The 17538-nt window shown below is 54.9% G+C and carries 18 protein-coding genes; 3 read left to right on the top strand and 15 right to left on the bottom strand.

Going from position 1 to position 17538, the window contains the following annotated elements:
* Positions 1-138: 138 nt before the first annotated feature.
* Positions 139-1410, bottom strand: coding sequence for a translesion error-prone DNA polymerase V subunit UmuC (gene umuC / locus AOY24_RS07005; RefSeq protein ID WP_029591133.1), 1272 nt, complete (start codon positions 1408-1410; stop codon positions 139-141).
* A 2-nt stretch (positions 1411-1412) separates the two neighbouring features.
* Positions 1413-1850: a translesion error-prone DNA polymerase V autoproteolytic subunit gene (gene umuD, locus AOY24_RS07000; protein ID WP_072195359.1), complete on the bottom strand. Its 438-nt coding sequence runs from the start codon at positions 1848-1850 to the stop codon at positions 1413-1415.
* A 279-nt stretch (positions 1851-2129) separates the two neighbouring features.
* Between umuD and AOY24_RS06995 the strand changes: the two genes are divergently transcribed.
* The gene (locus AOY24_RS06995) at positions 2130-2531 is read left to right on the top strand and encodes a hypothetical protein (protein ID WP_004115509.1); all 402 of its coding nucleotides are present in this window, start codon (positions 2130-2132) and stop codon (positions 2529-2531) included.
* A 24-nt stretch (positions 2532-2555) separates the two neighbouring features.
* On the opposite strand, the gene AOY24_RS06990 is transcribed toward AOY24_RS06995, so the two are convergent.
* The 5 genes from AOY24_RS06990 to AOY24_RS06970 are packed head-to-tail and all read right to left on the bottom strand — an operon-like array spanning position 2556 to position 7293.
* The gene (locus AOY24_RS06990; RefSeq protein ID WP_029593071.1) at positions 2556-4079 is read right to left on the bottom strand and encodes a conjugal transfer protein TraG N-terminal domain-containing protein; all 1524 of its coding nucleotides are present in this window, start codon (positions 4077-4079) and stop codon (positions 2556-2558) included.
* A 2-nt stretch (positions 4080-4081) separates the two neighbouring features.
* Positions 4082-4420, bottom strand: a complete 339-nt coding sequence (locus tag AOY24_RS06985; protein ID WP_004115513.1) for a hypothetical protein — start codon at positions 4418-4420, stop codon at positions 4082-4084.
* A 10-nt stretch (positions 4421-4430) separates the two neighbouring features.
* On the bottom strand, positions 4431-5906 hold the full coding sequence (locus tag AOY24_RS06980; RefSeq protein WP_032608306.1) for an integrating conjugative element protein: 1476 nt from the start codon (positions 5904-5906) through the stop codon (positions 4431-4433).
* The gene (locus AOY24_RS06975; RefSeq protein WP_054176395.1) at positions 5906-6898 is read right to left on the bottom strand and encodes a TIGR03756 family integrating conjugative element protein; all 993 of its coding nucleotides are present in this window, start codon (positions 6896-6898) and stop codon (positions 5906-5908) included. Before AOY24_RS06975 ends, AOY24_RS06980 begins: the two co-directional genes overlap by 1 nt.
* A complete protein-coding gene (locus AOY24_RS06970) occupies positions 6895-7293 on the bottom strand; it encodes a TIGR03757 family integrating conjugative element protein (RefSeq protein WP_054176394.1) in 399 nt (132 codons plus the stop codon). Before AOY24_RS06970 ends, AOY24_RS06975 begins: the two co-directional genes overlap by 4 nt.
* 208 nt (positions 7294-7501) lie before the next feature.
* Between AOY24_RS06970 and AOY24_RS06965 the strand changes: the two genes are divergently transcribed.
* Both AOY24_RS06965 and AOY24_RS06960 read left to right on the top strand, forming a co-directional pair.
* A complete protein-coding gene (locus AOY24_RS06965) occupies positions 7502-8827 on the top strand; it encodes an FRG domain-containing protein (protein WP_054176393.1) in 1326 nt (441 codons plus the stop codon).
* A 209-nt stretch (positions 8828-9036) separates the two neighbouring features.
* Complete coding sequence (locus tag AOY24_RS06960) at positions 9037-9981, top strand: Abi family protein (RefSeq protein WP_054176392.1); 945 nt, start codon at positions 9037-9039, stop codon at positions 9979-9981.
* An 84-nt stretch (positions 9982-10065) separates the two neighbouring features.
* On the opposite strand, the gene AOY24_RS06955 is transcribed toward AOY24_RS06960, so the two are convergent.
* The 8 genes from AOY24_RS06955 to AOY24_RS06920 are packed head-to-tail and all read right to left on the bottom strand — an operon-like array spanning position 10066 to position 17538.
* The gene (locus tag AOY24_RS06955) at positions 10066-10443 is read right to left on the bottom strand and encodes a hypothetical protein (RefSeq protein WP_054176391.1); all 378 of its coding nucleotides are present in this window, start codon (positions 10441-10443) and stop codon (positions 10066-10068) included.
* Positions 10440-13298: a conjugative transfer ATPase gene (locus AOY24_RS06950; protein ID WP_054176390.1), complete on the bottom strand. Its 2859-nt coding sequence runs from the start codon at positions 13296-13298 to the stop codon at positions 10440-10442. The genes AOY24_RS06955 and AOY24_RS06950 overlap by 4 nt, the downstream gene beginning before the upstream one ends.
* Complete coding sequence (locus AOY24_RS06945) at positions 13298-13708, bottom strand: TIGR03751 family conjugal transfer lipoprotein (protein WP_006785978.1); 411 nt, start codon at positions 13706-13708, stop codon at positions 13298-13300. Before AOY24_RS06945 ends, AOY24_RS06950 begins: the two co-directional genes overlap by 1 nt.
* Positions 13708-14076, bottom strand: coding sequence for a hypothetical protein (locus AOY24_RS06940; protein ID WP_054176389.1), 369 nt, complete (start codon positions 14074-14076; stop codon positions 13708-13710). Before AOY24_RS06940 ends, AOY24_RS06945 begins: the two co-directional genes overlap by 1 nt.
* A gap of 10 nt (positions 14077-14086) precedes the next feature.
* Positions 14087-15586, bottom strand: a complete 1500-nt coding sequence (locus AOY24_RS06935; protein ID WP_039187759.1) for a TIGR03752 family integrating conjugative element protein — start codon at positions 15584-15586, stop codon at positions 14087-14089.
* The gene (locus AOY24_RS06930; RefSeq protein WP_054176388.1) at positions 15576-16526 is read right to left on the bottom strand and encodes a TIGR03749 family integrating conjugative element protein; all 951 of its coding nucleotides are present in this window, start codon (positions 16524-16526) and stop codon (positions 15576-15578) included. The genes AOY24_RS06935 and AOY24_RS06930 overlap by 11 nt, the downstream gene beginning before the upstream one ends.
* Entirely contained in the window at positions 16526-17185 is a 660-nt protein-coding gene (locus AOY24_RS06925; protein WP_004115533.1) for a PFL_4703 family integrating conjugative element protein, read from the bottom strand. The genes AOY24_RS06930 and AOY24_RS06925 overlap by 1 nt, the downstream gene beginning before the upstream one ends.
* Entirely contained in the window at positions 17182-17538 is a 357-nt protein-coding gene (locus AOY24_RS06920) for a TIGR03750 family conjugal transfer protein (protein ID WP_004115534.1), read from the bottom strand. Before AOY24_RS06920 ends, AOY24_RS06925 begins: the two co-directional genes overlap by 4 nt.

Below are 17538 nucleotides of genomic sequence, written 5' to 3'. Positions count from 1 at the left end.
ATCCTCCAAACATATTTACTAAAAAAGCGGTCAATGAAAAGTACGCTTGACTTATTCACCATGTAACAGACTGTAAACCCTGCCGTATAGAGTTTGTAATGTCAATGGTGCGGTTTCGAGCAAATATAAAAAAGATGATTACCTTACTCTGACAATATCATCCAATCTGGTTGTAAAAGCGGGCGAAAGTCTTTCTCTTCGCATCTTCCAGCCTGTGGCATCACTTTTAATGCCCTGCCCTGCAAACCAGACTGAACCCTTACCAGAGCTGTTAATGCTGTCTATGAGTGTCATTAATTCATCGCTATTACGATGAGGCTGAAGGTCATCGAACAGGGTAAGTTGTGATACTGCCGCGCTGCGAAAATCGGTGAGAATTACACCTGCGCGTTGATAACGATGCCCCGGGATGAATATTGTTTCAAGAGCTCTTACAGCCGCCTTGATGATATCCCGGGAATCACGGGCCGGAACAGCAAGCTCCGTTACAGCCTGATTTTTATAGAACGATTCATTCTCTGCAAAGGGACTGGTACTGATGAATACCGCTACTCGTTTACAAAACTGGTGCTCTGCGCGTAACTTTTCTGCTGCACGTTCGGCATGAGCGCAGACGGCCTGATGGATGCTGAATTCATCTGTAGGTTTTTCTCCAAAGGAGCGGGAGCATATGATTTGCTCCTTTGGAGCTGTAAACTCTTCAAGGCCCAGGCAGGGCGTGCCGTTGAGTTCTCTTACTGTTCGTTCAACAACCACTGAAAATTGCTTACGAATAAATGAAGGAGACAGCTCAGACAGCTGGAGTGCATTGTTAATCCCCATCAACTGCAATTTTTTACCGAGCCGACGGCCAATACCCCAGACCTCTTCGACTGGCACCAAGGCCATTAACTTTCGCTGTCGCCCTATATTGCTCAGGTCAACTACTCCTCGCGTAGCTGGCCAGCGTTTACTTGCATATTGGGCCAGTTTAGCCAGAGTTTTCGTTGGGCCTATCCCCACCCCCACGGTAAGGTGTGTCCTGCGCCTGATCTGCTCACGTATCTGATGGCCAAAAACCTCAAGTGATAAAAGACCACTTACTCCCGTAAGATCGCAAAAGGCTTCATCAATACTGTATATTTCTACGCGGGGAGCTAACATCTGCAAAATAGTCATCACTCTGTCAGACATGTCAGCATAAAGGCTGTAATTACTGGAAAAGGCAACAACGCCTCTTCTTTCCGCCTCGCGGCCAACCTTGAACCAGGGGTCACCCATTTTTAGCCCAAGTGACTTCGCAGCTGCTGAACGGGCTATTATGCATCCATCATTATTGGATAGTACAACCACAGGTTTGCCACGGAGGTCTGGCCTGAAAACGGTTTCGCATGAAGCATAAAAAGAATTCACATCGACCAGCGCAAACATGCTCAGGCATCCCGGAATTTGAAGGAGTGAACGAGATGACGTACCACACCAAAGACCACTGTTTCTATATCCTCAGTAAGGGGGATTGAAGAATAAGCTGGATTAGCCGGGACCAGAGCTGGTGATGGCAATAGCTGAAGCCTCTTACAGGTAAACTCCCCATCTACGGCTGCAATGACAATGTCACCGTGCTTTGCCTCACGAATACACTCCACTATTAGTAAATCACCGTCTTTAATCCCGGCATTAAGCATCGAATCCCCCTCTGCTCGCACCAGATAGGTACTTTCCGGATAGCGGATGCAAAGGTCATCGAGGGAAAGACGTTTTTCGACATAATCCTGTGCTGGAGAAGGGAAACCACATGAAACCCCATCACCAAACAACGGAACGCATGCCAGTGATGGATTGCTACCTGTAAGTCTGGCGATAGCCGCCATCATCAAAACCGGTGTGTTTGCTGAATTTTTCTGCGAACTTTTATCCCAACACATCGTCTGTTCTAAAGGAATTGGCATAACTCGCCCCTCAAATTATACTGTATATAAGCACAGTATAATGATGCTTTTTTAATGATGACAAGTCGTAACGCATTGAAAAAAATTAACCCGATGATATTAGAGAATTTATTAGTAACTCTGAGTACTGAAGCAGTAATTAGTAATTGCTCAAAAAATCCGCTATAGTCCCTTTAGAACTCACCTAATTCGGAGGGGGAGATGTATCAGTCTCAAGAAAAACGCGCCTGGGAACGTGGTGTTCGTCTCGCTGCAATATGGAAGGGTATCAAAAAAATTTTTACACGTTTAGATCAGCGCTGCGTCATACTGGCTAAACAATACAAACTGCCGAAGTGGTTAGGCCACATACCGCTGCTTTTAGCTGTCCTTTGTTCGTTAGTTGCACTTATAGCAGGCGGTTTCTTGATAAGCTGCAGCGCAGTTTTATTATGGACTTTTATTGCTGCCATAACACATATAGGATCTAGCTCTAAAGATGCTTCAATAAATAGTTTTAATGAAAAGAAAGATGAAAATAATTTTCATGATGAATTTGTAATGAATAGCGCCATCAATAATGAATATGATGGCGCTCCTTACAAATCCCCGAGTGAAGATTAGGCCCAATTAACTCGGCCAGTAAAACTACCCTTTGGTTGCTTTACTGCCGATAGCATTACCAGCAGCTTCTCCAAGTTTCCCGCCTGTATTCTGAGCAGTTTCAGTACCCTTTTGAAAGGCAGCGCTAACAGCGACACCCACGCTGGCCCCTGCCCACGAAAGAGCTCCCAGCCAAACGGCAGGCAGTACAATAAACATCGCTCCCATCACCAGATTCATAATGAGGTCATCTGAACTGTTCTGCAGTCCCGCCATATTGAAGCGGCTGTGTGTATCCGAACTGTACAACGCGGTTAACAGCCAGCTGTCGAGCCAGCGCGCCAGTTCCCACCAGAACGTCAGGAAGTTCAGGGCGAATATTACAAAGGTCAGCGTAATAACGGTCTTGAACTCGTAAGCCGCAAACGCCAGAATCAGCGGCAGCATGACATATATTGCCATCAGCAGGATAGCCTGCACCATTGGCAGCGCCTGTCGCATCGCATCGAACGCCGGGAATGCCGCCAGACTGCCGAGAGATGTCCCGCCAATAGCCGCCACGCGTGCCGCTGCATTATCCAGGGTAAAATCGGCGTTGCCGCCATAGCCGGCATACACATGGCCACTCTGTGAGACCGTCAGGCTCTCCGGGCTGACCAGGCGCCGTATGACAGCTTCCTGATAGTCACTGTCGTTAAAGCCTGACATTTTCATGGCGGCCGAGATACGCAGCCACATATCCGGGTCAGCCTGGTCCTTCACGCGGGCTTTCAGACCGGTATCCGCACTGCTCCACCATTCGCTGCAGGTGGGATAGCCTCCTCTTCCGGTATTGGGTCGGCCGCTGTCCCGGCTGTCAGACCATGGGAACGCAGCCCGGGGCAGTTTGGACTGCAACGAAGGATAATACCGGCTCAGGAATGTACTGCTGCCAATCCATTCGATATCACGCAGCGTGGTTTTGTCCTTAGTCTGGCCCTGATCCTGTTGCTTCCACAGATACAACGCAACCGAATAGCAGTCGTTGGTGAAGTCCTGCAGCTCCTGCGCCAGCGCTTTGTTGTCGATACGCGTATGCTGCACTTCAAAGCGGATCTGGCGCATGTCAGGGCGGCAGGGAATGGTCGCCACGGCCGCCTGGGTTACCCCTTTTGAGAGTTTATGAATCAGCACCCACCATACCGGTGCTGCAGCCGTCTGGTCGTTGAGACTGGTGACCACGCCGGCATAGCCGCTTTCATCCGGCGCTTTGGGCGTCCACACACCACAGCTCTTTGCCCGGGTTGTGTCGTACTGCATCGTACTGAGGCTGACATTAATCAGCGGTACGCAGCAGGCAATCATCACCAGGAAGCCGGCATACAGCGCGTTCTCGATACGGGGCAGCGACAGCATCCCCTTGTTGCCTTCATCCTCCCCCTCTTCACGGACCCTGAGCCAGATACCCACCACCTTAAACGCCAGCGGAAGGACAAAAAGGCCGGTGCTCAGCAGGACATTCCACAGACCGTTATTGATCACCCAGCCGAGCAGCGTGAGAAAATACTCAAGATAGCTGTTTGTCGTCATCTTCAGACTCCCGGACCGGTAAACATCGCGTACTCACACAACGCGATAAAAAGCACACTGACCACACTGATGCGCAGCAGCGGCCGCCGGTATGCCTCCCGGAAGCCCGGCGCATGCCGGATTTTCCAGAGGCCCCACGCAACCAGCGCATACAGCGCCAGTCGCCACATCAGCCAGCCGTAACGCGTCGACTGCATCCAGCTCCGGAATGCAGCAGCTTCAGTCGGATGTTTCATGGCGGTGTCAGCCATCATCAGTGAGACCACCATGAACAGCGCCATGCAGGCGAGGAAGATGCCGGCACGGGTCAGGACTTTCCTGACAGTCGTTTTATTACGCATCCTTATTCCCTCATTCAGCCGACTGCGGCGCTGCCATCTGGTTGAAGCGACTGTCGGTATTGTCATCTGACTGGGTCTGCGGGTTGGTTTCGACGCGCTGATTCTCCCTGTCGATAATGGTCAGCACTGAATTACGTGACAGTTCACGCTTCATCTCCATCTCGTTTTTCAGCGCCGCGATTTCCCGATCCAGCGCCTCGATACGCTGACCGGCGGTATCAATGGCCTTTGGCTGGGCAGCGGCATTCGGCTCCGACATACCGGTAACCATCATGCGACGCATCAGCAGCGCCGTTTCCACCGTGTCAGACATGGCCAGCTCGCCGGCAAGACGGGCGGTCAGGGCCGCGTTATCCGGATCACGCTGCAGGGCTTTAATCACGCCGGCCGTCACCGGCAGTCCGCCGGTTTTCAGCTTAGCCAGATTCGCGGCCGTGGGCTTTTCCGTACCGTTGACGAGCCTGACCAGCTGCTCAGCGTTGGCTTTAGTTGCCTCTTCCAACAGTGGGGCAAAGCCGGTGCCGGCAACGGTCGTACCGGGCTGGTCATCCGCATCACCGCTGGTACATTCGCTCGCGTTGGCACAGGTGCGCATCGAGCGATCGCCCAGTACCTTCACGGTCATGGCCGCCGCCTCCTCAGCGCTGCCGAATTTAGAGCATGCGCCACCGTTACAGCTGCTTTCGCCGACAGTCGAATTAGCGGTGACAGGTAAACCGTTCATCATGTTGTAGCCGGCAGCGACAAGGTCATGGGTGACACGGATGGCGGGCTGCCCCGCCCCCCCACGTTTCTGACCACCAATCCAGTTGTTGCCCGACGTGCCGGTGACTTTCCGCCCCGCCTCATCTGCACGAACCGCGTCAGTATCTCCGCTGTTCACAACAGACTTGTATTCATCCATCATGGCCTGCTGCGTCCAGTTACTGCTGTCGCTGAAGTCCATCATCTTTTTCGCCATGTTCTGGCAGTTAAGCTGCGCCTTGTCGAATGACACATTGGCCTGAAGAACGCCGTTGGTGAGCATGTCGTACAGACCGGGGTTGGCCCGCTGAATGACCATCGCCGGCAGACTGGCCACCGCGCCGGTGGCCCCCTGAATCACGTCGCCCATCAGGTTTTTAAAGCCGGATGTGACGCCGTTGAGCTGGTTGCCGACGGTGGTTTTCAGGTCGAAATTGCCGCACATCAGGTCACTGCTCCAGCCGGTATTCAGCCCCAGCTTCTGCATATTGCCGCGCGTGGCCGGCTGGGAAATGACCGACCCGCCCCCGAGGGTGTAGAACAGTTTGTCCGACACCGCACCATCGACGGACTTGCCGTAACCGATGGCGCTGTTGTTCACCTGCGGCAGGGACATGCCCAGGATGGTATTGTCATCATCGGCCGCGTGCGCGGCCGGGAGAACGGTCAGCAGGGAGCCGGTCAGCAGCAGGCTTACGCGAACGGCTGAAAATGAAGGTGTTTTTTTCACGGTTTTCCTCATCAGATATCTGTGCTGCCCAGAAATTTCTGCCCGCGCTTTTTGCAGCAGCTGTAGGGCTGCCAGAGCGCAAAGGCTTCGTTGTTATCGCTCGCGGCGGTATAGCTCCCGTCCGGGAATACGGCACATGACTGTGTCATGTGGGGAGCCAGCCGCTGCCATTTGTGATTGCGCGTGCCGGTGTTTTCCGTGACCTCGCCCGGTGGCCAGTACCCGTCATGGCGGTTGCCCCGGAGCACCTGATAAACATGGGGCTGCCCGGCGCGGGTGATAATGTCTGCCACACGCTGCGCCACCACGGCAGAGGCTTTGTCATCATCGGTCTGGCTGATAAACCCCGAACGGGGATAGATGTTGCCCCACATGTTGGCTGCTGCCTGACTGCCGATTTCCCGCTGGCCGGGTACAAGCGCTTCCGGATACAGGGATTCCGGTACGCCCGTGCGCCAGGCCGCCGAATCCAGCGTACTCAGGAAGTAAGGCATTAACGAGGTGGCTGCGGTATCACAGGAATAGCCCGGAATACTGCCGCCAATCAGGGAGGTGGCCGGGTGGCCAATCGCATCGGCATACTTGAAACGCACGGCGGACTTGCGTTGGCCGGGATTTTTCATGTCGGCCGGATTGGCTCCTCCGGCAGAAACACCGGAAAGCCCGCGGGTCACGGCACTCTCCAGCCCGCCGGCGGTCTGGCTGACAAACGCCATTTCCTGCCACGGGTTGCCGCCCGGCGCGACATAGGTTGAAACGACTGCCTGAGGAATAAAGTGGGTGACTTTGACCGACGTGCGCACCTTGCAGCCAAAGGGGGTGCAGAACAGCCAGTAACAGATGCCACTGACACGCCAGCTGATACAGTTTTGCGACACGGCGCTGGCAATAATCTGCGCCGTGTTAAGTGCTGCAACAGCAGCTGGCGCGGTTGCCGTACCCAGTAAAGTGGCAACCGCCAGCGAGCACACCGTGGTTCTGATGCGGGAAGGTGTTGTATTCACTGACCACCTCCCCGGTTACGCAGGGATGTGGCCACGGCCACATCCGTGGTGCCGTACACCACATCGCGGTCATCAAACACCACGGCCGGCACTTTTTTAATGCCCAGTTCCCAGGCCCGGACCACCTGGCGATAGGAATCGTTTAGTTGCAGCTGTTTTTGTTGCCAGGCAGGAGACGTCATAGCCTGCCTGACCTGTGCCTCGGCCTGCTGCGGGTCTGCAGGCAATTCCCCGAACATGTCGGCCTGCAGCCGGTCAGGACCATCAAGAAGAACCACCGGCACGTCCGGCGGCAGATTTGCCGGCAGATGCTGACTGTCGGTGAAGACGACCGTGCCGGCCAGTACGGATGCCGGCAGCAGAGCCGGCAGGAAAACAAGAGAGGTCAGTTTCATGAATCGGAACTCCGTCAGACTGAATCGTCTGACAGCGTGCCCGCAACGGCTCAGAAAGGCCGCAATAAATTGATAACGCAGTTCTAATAATTTAGAGGTTAGCTACAGCTAAGTTTCAGGAAGTTAGTTAAAGTTATTATTTCAAAGCGATGATTAATTAGGAAGTGGGTGTTTTTTAGCCCGCTTTAGATTCGAAAGGAGAAAAAGTTTGGAACTATACACAGCCAACTCTCTGAATGAACTAGAGAATATACTTTCCAAGCATGGTACTGATGTCTTATTCCGTGGTCAAAATACTAGATACGGAGATCCAGGGTTGCCTTCGGTCAAAACTTCTTTTGACCGACATGGATGTATACCTAGTGAAATGCTCAAGTGGAGTCGTTACGCAAAAAATGTTCTTAGCACGACTATCGGGCATCACGTTAACGACTTTAAATTTATACAGGCACTCCTTCAACATTATGGTTGGCGCTCTTTTTATATTGATTGCTCGTCGAACGCAGCTGTTGGGGCGTGGTTCGCCAGCCATCAGTATGATCAACAGCATACATTAGAAATGAGTGAAGACTTTGCAGAGCGACCCGTCTGGTTACGAAAGCTAAAGGCGCGATATACTCATAGCGAGGGTGTGGGTTATCTTTATATCCTAGATAAGAAAGCAGCCGAACAGGTTGGTTTAGTCGATTTAGCTTCTTTAAAGTTAGAGGGTTTCCATCCCAGGATGGAGGCTCAGGCGGCATGGTTAGTGGGACCTCTACAGCAAACTGATCTCCCTCAAAATTGTTTTCTCTCTGAAATTAAATGCAGTAGTGAGATTTTGCGTAAGTACTCTTCAAAGAATGGCTTTGATACAACAAGTGACCTTTTCCCTCCTATAACGGACGATCCTATTCTAAGGATGTTACTCGGATTACCTTGGAGAGAATTAGCTGACGTAAAAGATAAATCATTCCCCACCCCTGCGTTTCATAGGGCCCTTGAATTACCAGAGTATCATGAGAGCTATGTTAAGATTGCATGGCCTCAAGCTGCATTTTTTCGGGGTGCCAAAATATCACAAACCTTTAATTCAATTGATGGCGACCCTAATGGCTGTGTCATAATTAACGTACCTGAGGAGGCTCTATATGGTGAGTCTGATGAAAACGCTACATTACACTTTTCTAGAATTGAAGATCTGATAAATATTAAAGGTTCAGTTGCATTCGAGATAGACGATCTTATCCAACACGTAAATATGGGACACTTATCTCTTTATCAAAAAGGAATTGGTGTTATATCCCGTGGTGCCAATTTATTTGAGGTAAGCGAACTTATGGTTGAACATCCAGGTATGGATATGACCCGAGTTGGGTTTGTTAGAGGATGGTTTTACCGAAAGGATGAAAATGGTTTATGGGCAAGGGAACAGCATACAATGGAGTGTGGTTGTGGGGATTCAAGAGTCCACAAAGCGCACATCTCAGCACTTCAAATCATAGAATTTTACTTGCAAGAGCAAACTAACATTGTTGGTGAGCTGAAAATATAGCCAAGTTCAGATGCGAAAAACCCCAGCAGAGCCGGGGTCTTTCAATACTTTTGCCTAATGTGCTTTCACTAGAACCCATGAAACATGGGGGAAGATTCGACACTGGCTAACGTTGTGCTTATAGATTAGCTTATGATGACGGAGTCGTCAACTAGCTTGTGAAGCATGAAAAATGCCCAGTAATAATGGCTAAAGCATCAGGAGATACTATGCCTAAAAGCATACAGGATTATACGCCAATCCTTTCCTTGCTCTCAACAGCAAGGCTAGGGGCTGTTCAAGGTACTTTCAACGTCCAGCCCGGATTAGAAACGTATGGGTTTAGCCTCTGGCTACAGAATGCAGCAGCTTCCCTGTACCCCTTAATGCAACAACTTGAATTGGTTTTGAGAAACTCAATTGATAAAGCGGCCAGGCAGCGATTCCAAGATAAGTGGTGGGATAAGATTAAATATGACACTACAAAAGATAATCACAGCAAGTTTATAAACTGCATTAGAGAGGCGGAATCCACTCTCAAAAAAAGATGGAAAGAAAAAGAAGCTGCGCGTCTAGGACTGGCTAGCTCAAACTTGGTAACCACACAACCTCCGGCATTTGATCATGATGATATTATTGCCACAACAACATTCTCAACATGGGAGTCAGTCCTGTTAGAGGCACTTCATACAGATGATAATTCTGAAAAAAATGATTATCTTTGGCCCCTTTCTCTTTCAAAAGCCTTCAGGCGATTAAATTTAATCGATAACAAACCTATTGAAGCACGCCGCAAACTAATTAACATGCTAAAAGAAATTCGTGATTATAGAAACAGACTTTTTCATCATGATTGCATCTGGATAAAATCTAAAACAGTCGACACTCAAACGGCCATCGAGTCAATAAGGGAAAAAATTAACCTTATAGAAAAAATAATAAGAGCGATAAGCCCGATAACTTGCAACGCGTTAAACGCATGGGGAATGTTTGAAAATGCCCGACGCATATGCTCAACGTCTGAATTAGCTATATATACGAATCTCGATTATGAAACTATTAAGGACGAAGATCTAAAGGTACTAAACAAGATATTTGAGCGGACAAATGGTGGAAGATCATCTGTACCGATGTACGTAGGTGATAACTCGTGTGTTTTCTATAAAATAAGATGATAAAAAAACCGGCCCCAGCGGCCGGTATCAAAAAAGCATTAAGTAATTTTTATTATCATGCCCCTGGTGAAGGCAAGTCTGGAGTTACACTTCAAGCCCGTTAATCCACAGCATCAGATACACCAGGTCAGCCGAATCCGGCACCGTGATATACCAGCGGGGATGCGCATACTCCTCTTCCTGCGGCCAGCTTGTCTGCCCCGTCACGGTGATAAGGATGTTCACCGCCTGCTTCAGCTTTCCCTCAAGATAGATGGCCACGCTGCTGCTGAGTCCCACCCGGTGCGGGTGACACGTCATTTTGACCGGCCCGGTCAGGCGCTGCCTGAGCATCGCCCGCAGCCTCACCAGGTGCTGATGTGTCGCCGGGAGCACGCCGGGCTCCCCCTGAGGCGACAGGGTGAAAAGCGCACCGCCACTGTGCTCATGAATGGCGGGTTCAGGGTACTTCAGTGTCATCATACCGTGGCAGGCTCCTGTTGTTTTTCCGTCAGACCGCGCAGACGGTCCAGATTCTGCGCGACGCGTTTTGCCGCCTCCAGTTCGCTGCAGTGAAATTCATTCATCAGCGCCCGGCGTTCGGCTTTCTCTTCTTTTTCCGTCATGCCCAGTGCCAGGAAGAGGCTGGGCGGCACGGCACGAAACAGCGCTTCGATCCGTTTCGCCAGCACCACGCCTTCCGTATAACACCCCGACAGTTTACTGGCGGAAAGCAGCACCGATTCCTGCTCCGGCGTGAGCGCGCGGAAACGGCTGATATCTTTGACCTCCTCCGGGGGCATGGTCAGACAAATCCACCATTCCGCCATGTTCAGCATTTTTTCGGCAATATCCGGGTAGTCCTTAAGGTTCTGGGTGGCCAGCCACAGCCAGGCACCGAGCTTACGCCACATCTTGACCACCTTCGTCATGTAGGGCGACAGCAGCGGGTTGACCGTCACGATATGCGCCTCATCCACCGTGAAGACAATATCCCGGCCCAGGAACTGGTCACGCTCCGCGATGTTGTTGATCATGTTGGTCATCGAGACCATGGTCAGGGCCATCTGCGCCTCGTAGCCCTCCCGCGCCAGATGCCCCAGGTCGACCAGCGTCACGTCCGCTTCCGGCCACAGCTCCCCTTCGCGGTTGAACAGCTCCGCTTCAAAGCTCCCGGCCTGGGTAAACATGCCCAGGGATTCCGCCATTTCCGCCGCTTTCGCCTTGCGCTGGGCATTGCGGACATTGATGACGCCCTCATCGTTGTCAGAGGCAATGTCATACAGCGCCTGCTGCAGGTCAGACGGCAGCATCTGCCGCCCTTCCTTATACGTGGCATGCGCCGCCATCAGCAGCGCCTCACGTATCATCGCCCTGTCGGCACGCTTAAGGTCAGCCTCTTCTTTCGGGTCGCCGCCGGTGATCATCATGCGCGCGGAGATTTCCATTTCACCGAGAACGTCACGCTTGTCATCCTCGCCATCGTCGTCCGTGTCGATATCCGGCAGGTCGCTCTCATCCACGGCCTGGGCGGCCAGGCCTTCTTCCACCAGTTTGTGAGCATCAGCAAACGGCGGCAGACTGACGCCGCTTCCGGGTTTGACGCTGATTTTATTCACCGTCAGCCCGAGGCTGTCAAAGAAGTCGGCCAGCAGGCCGAACGAGTTGCCGGCCTCCGCAATAAACAGCCGCGGACGGTGGACGGCCATCAGCTGGGAGAGCGCGGCACACAGCGTGGCCGACTTGCCCGCCCCGGTCGGGCCGAACAACAGCAGATGCGCGTTCTGGGTGCGGTCGAGCTTGTTGAGCGGATCGAATGTAAGGGTATCCCCGCCGCGGTTGAAAAAGCTGAAGCCGGGATGCCCCGTGCCGGTTTCCCGCCCGGTTACCGGCAAAAGTCCTGCCAGGTGCTGAACCCATGTCAGACGGGTATACCAGTGTTTTTTGTCGCTGTCCGGGTTAAAGCACATCGGCAGCGCCCGCAGCCAGCTGTTCAGCGGACCTTCTTCAAACTCCGGCCGTACCGGCTGCAGACCGGCCCCTAGCAATACGGTGGACAGCTCCAGCCGCTTGCGCTTCAGGCTGGTCATGTCGTCGCCGCGCAGCAGGAAGGTGATCCCCGCCCGGTACAGCTTGTGCCGGTTGCCCAGATACTCTTTGACCGTCTTCACATCCTGGCGGACGCGGCCCGACTCGGTATTCTCACCGACCGCATTTTTCGACAGCCGGTTAAACTGCTCTTCAAGCCGGTCCTGGGGCTGTACCACCACGGTCATGCACACCATGGTCCCTTCCGGAAACATATCCATCAGGGCATTAATTTTCTTTTCACCCCGGCTTTTCTCGCCGGTCAGGGTGCCCGGCTCCGGCGGTGTACGCAGTTTTTCCACCGCCACCGCGCAGTGCGGCTTGTTGTCAATCCACCACACGCCATTTTCCGGGTCTGAAACCGGCGGCGTGAACCACAGGGTTTCGGCAAAATCATTGCTGACCGGCACGGTGCCTTCAGGTGTCTCCCGCGGGTCTGCGTAAGCAGCCTGCCGATAGAGCGTGGTTTTCTCCACCCAGTCCGGTGACGGATTGAACAGCCGCAGCAGCCAGCCATGCACCTGCAGGCCGTTCTGCCGGGTGCAGCGGATCCCCGCCCCGCCCAGGGCATTAACGACCCGGTCGCACACCTGATTGAGCATCGCCACAGGCGGCATCGGATCCCGGCTTTTACCAAGCCAGCGATAAACAACCATCCGGGTGCGGCGCTGCTGCCCGCGCCACGGCTGGCCGGTAATCAGCGAGTCAGTAAAAAGTCCCTCAGGCCGGGAGATACTGCGGATATGGCGCTCCATTTCACCCAGCCAGGCGTCGGTAAACGCCGTGCGCTGTGCATGTGGTTTGACATACCCGCGCAGCCTGTCCAGGTACGCGTCAGTGTCGTCCTCGTCCTGGCAGAAGAACTGCACGACCCAGGGATTCACGTCATGTTCATCAAAGCTGTCCTGAAGTGCATCCTCAACCGAGTCCCGGATCTGCTCCAGGCGCTCTTCGGTTCGCCCTTCGGTCGCCACCGGTGTCACATCATAAACGGCACCCACCGACACGCCGTCATCAAGCAGGAGACACTGCTCTTCATCGAGAAATTCTGCCCAGGGCAAAAAGTCAATGATGGACGGATTGGCGTGATAAACCTTCTCCTCATCCTGGCGCTTCATTTTCCCGGGGCGCTTCAGGGGTTGCCGGCCCTTCACGGCCGCGGTCAGGGTTTCATCTGCCTGAACGGCCTGGCCGTCATCAACCGGCGTCTGCCGGTCGGTGGATTTATTACGCGTAAACAGTGAAAGCATTACAGGGCCTCCGTGCGTTCGCCAGGCATGGCATACTGCGTCTGGCTGTAGAACGGGAACACGGTGCTGTAACCCGGCACCGGCGTGTTACCGTCGGCCAGATGGGGATACAGGTACATCACCATGTCGGGGTTGGGCAGCCGGGGAAACTGCTGGGTGATTTCGCTTTCCTGAGTACGGCTGTAGCTGCGGTCGGCCTGCGCGTCAGCCTGCGTTTCGCTGCCCGTCAGCGGGCGTCGCAGCGTGTCGCGGGCCGCCGCAGACTGGCGGGAAGTACTGCCGCCACCGTCCGCCCCGTTCCACAGTTCAAGCATGGTGTTATCGCCCGCCGGCAGCATTTCCTCTTTGGAGGTTGAGCAGCCGCTGAGCATTACACAGCTCAGGGCCAGAATGAAAACCGTTCTGTACATTACCGGTATCTCCTTTGTGAGGCGGCCGGATCGTAACCGCCGCAGATAAAAACGAACGCACTGACATTCAGCAGGTGCCCCAGCTCCCGTAATGTCATTCGCGGGCAGTAAAGCCGGCGCGGGATTTTCGGGCTGCGCCACGAAACGGTACACTCCCGGGCACTGAGCGGCAGGGAGAACCTGCCGATATCCAGTAAAAGCTGGCCATCGCGCCAGCGCAGTAAAGGTGCGCCGGCAGGCAACAGCGCTACGGGTCGCAGCAACAGAACCGCAGAAGACGCAGGGATCACGTCAATATGCCAGCCTGCCCCGTCGCTGAACGTCCAGCACACGGATGAAAGAGGGAAAAACGTTATCTGTCCCGCCATGGCCGTGTACTCAGTCCAGTCCGCCGTTGTCACTGACGCCACCCGGCAGGGTGAAGTCGTAGCGCACCTTACGGCCCTTATCTTCATAATCAATGGCCAGCTGACGGGTGATATGCACGGCGAGACGGGCACCGGGCGGCACATAAATGGCATCAAACGTCATCCCGTAACGCTGTTTGATCCAGTCGGTGGTTTCAGACATGCCGCCGGAAATAGCTTTCCCCAGCGCCGCCTGTCCGGCGTCGCCGGTCATGGTGGCGGAAATGCCATTTACGTTGTTCTGCGTCGTGTACTGCCCCTGGCTCATCGCTTCACCCGCCGCACCGGCCGCCGACAGGCCAAAAATGGTGGGCAGATAGGTGGAGGCATTGGACTTACGTTCGCCGCCAATGCACGGGATCCCGTTTTCATCTGAAATCCAGCCGATACCGCCACTGGTGCCGGTATCCTGTTTAGCCTGAGCGTTATTATTTTGCCCGCCGGCGTTGTTACTGGTGTCGGGTCTTGGGAGGGTGCGTACCGTACCGTCGGAAAAGACAAAGGTGACGCTGTTAACCTGCCCGCGCACGCAGGACAGCGTCCAGTCTCCGCTGGCCGTACCGGAAACAATCGCCCCTTCGACGTCCGGCAGCTCGATGCCGTTCGCCGTCAGGTTATCCTTACCGATAAGCACCTTGAACGGATAAGGATCGGTCACGGTGCCGTTGATGGGCACACGGCCAAGCAGTGCCGTCATGGCGCGGCTGCCGACCAGCGTGGAATTTTCCGGCAGCGTGTAAACCGGCTCGGCGCTCTCTTCCGCCCCTTTTTCATTGGTCCGTCCCTTCACTTTCTCCTCATAAGCGGCTTTCTGGCGGGTCAGCTCATTTTCCCCCAGAAAAGAGGTCGGGAACTGAGGTGAGGCTTTGCCGCTGGCCGCATCCCGCGGATCCGTCTCTTTCTGGTCCGTCGGCGCGACCCACATCATGCCGTCGCTGCCCTGAGAAGCGCTCCCCCCGGTGCTGCTGCCCATGCCGTCCAGGCCCAGCCCCAGCGGGATATCGCTGTCCGCCGTTTTTTTCTCGCTGTCAGGCTTTTTGAGTTTGTCGGTCAGCTCCTGGATTTTCGCCGTCAGGCTCAGTTGTTCGTTCTGAAGCTGCGCCTGCCGCTTGTCGTACTGCTCGCGCAGGCCATTAACGGCCTCATTCACCTGTCCTGAAACGTCCTGATTGCGCCGGCGCAACCGCTCGTTTTCTTTCACCAAATCCGCGTTCTGCTTATCCAGCGTTTTCTGGCGGTCACGCACATCGTTCAGCCGGCCGATGAGCGTGCGCAGGGTGTCCTCCGGCGTGTCGCCTTCCACCCCCAGCGCCTTCAGTTCATCCGGCGAGAGGTTTTTCAGGGAGCCGCTTTGTTTTGCCTGAGGTTGTTCTGCCGGTTCGTTTTTGCAGCTTTTGAGCCCCACGGCCAGCCCGGCAATCACCACGGCCGGCACGATAAACTTCACCAGGGCATTAGATTTAATCTGCATGGCGGGCCTCCTGTTTTACCGTGCGGGCCGCTTTACGCAGTGCAGACGGCTCAGCAATAAATGCGCTCTCCGGACGACCGGCGGTCACCACATACACCGTGGTGGTGTCTTCCGGCGTGCCGGCCGGACCGACCCAGCGGTGCTGGAAGGTGGCGGACACAAACTGTCCCTGCAGCGCACGCGGATCCAGAACGACTTTACGGCTGCCGGTGTTCGTGAGCCTGAGTGCCACCACGCTGCGGTTTGCCACGCCCCAGCCAGCCAGCGGCGTGACCGTTAATGGTTCAGAGGGATACAGCGTGCTGACACGTCGGGGCAGATGCGGGTTGACCGGATGAATACCCGGGACCGCCTCGACCGTACGGGCTGGCGCATAAAGGCTCTGCGCGGCATAGCGGGTCAGCAGCACCGGGATGGGGGCGCTGTAGCGGATTTTTTTACGCTTTGCCTGGGTGCCGTCATCGCTGCCGGTGGGAGCAGATGAGCCTGATCCGGAAGCAGCCCGATCTGCACCACCTGGCTGACCGGCCGCATCGCCGGCGTGACTCAGCGTGCTGACATCACCGCTGTAGACCAGACGGACCGGCTCAGTCGGCCCTTTTTCACCGGCGGCGATATCAAACAGCAGAACCTCGCCGCTTTCCACATCCTGCAGCTGCACCCGCGTCTGCGGAAAGGCGCTGTCGGCTTTCAGGTAGACGGCACCCCCGGTGCTCTGCACCCGAAGTTTGCCGTTAAGCGCCGGCGGAAAACCAACGCGGACGTTTTTGTCCACAAAGACCACTCGCTCCTGCCCCACCTTCAGGGGGATCTGCAGCGGAATACGCTCCCATTTCATCAGCTCATCTGCGCTGGCAGGACGTGATACCAGCATTGCCAGGGGCAGCAGGGCGAAGGACAGCGCCATCAGCCCGGCGCGGGCGTGGGGGTTTTTACTCATCACTGAAACACTCCTGACTTCTCCGGTTTGGGTGCAGGCGGTGCCGCCTCCAGACGCTGGGGCACACCGGCATAACAGTCCAGCGCCAGACCGAACGGGTTGCGCTCCGCATCGCCTTCCCAGCGCACCACTTTCAGCGGGTAACGCACCAGGGCGCGTTTGACCGGCTCGGCATGGAAATATTCATCGGCCACCACGTCCAGGCGGGCAATCCAGTGATCGCGATCCTGTACGGTCACGCTCTGTGACTGGTAACCGCGACCGGGCACTTCATACACCACGCGCACGCGGTCGGTGAGTTCCCCGGCGTCACCGCGTTTCTTTGCATCCGCTTTCAGGAAATCCTGACAGGACGGCGTCAGATACGGCGACAGCGCATTGATTTTGGCGGAATAGTCCACCTCGCCATTTTTCGGCCAGGCATTGAGCTGCTGAAAAATGTAGAACGCAAAGGAGTAGACCGTCGGGGGCGGCACTTCCCACCAGGGCCGCGTGCTGCCGGTACGTAAATCCGGCGGGTTATGCACGGTCAGCTTGCTGGGCGCCAGCATCCAGCCGGCACAGGTGAATAAAAGGAAAAAGGCGAGTACGGCGCAGGCGATGCGCAGCGTCTGAATATGCTGGTCACGGTCTTTTACCGCATGGCGAAAACGGCTCATGAGGCTCTCCTGTTACGTTTTACTGACCAGCCCCGGGCATCCACAATCAGTTTCGGATTGCCCATCCCCAGCCGGCGTTTTTTCGTCTCCAGTCGCTGCCAGAGCCAGTTCTCGGGCTTACCGCGCTTGAGCCTGGCCATCCAGCGGCCGCCGAACCAGACGAGCAGCAGCGGCATGACCAGCAGGCCGGTGGGAACGACAACCCAGCCGGCAAGCGGGATAAACGGCAGTGACAGGAGCAGACCCGCACCCGCGCCGGCAAGGGCTGCCAGCCCCATCTCATGGGTGGTAAACCCGCGAAACACCACGGGCTCACTGTTGAGACGGTCAGGTAAAAAACGAATGGTCTGCAT

This window comes from Citrobacter sp. CtB7.12, from assembly GCF_001297795.1.
In the GTDB taxonomy this organism is placed as follows: Bacteria; Pseudomonadota; Gammaproteobacteria; order Enterobacterales; family Enterobacteriaceae; genus Citrobacter_A; species Citrobacter_A amalonaticus.
This window is presented reverse-complemented; position numbering and strand designations above follow the sequence as displayed.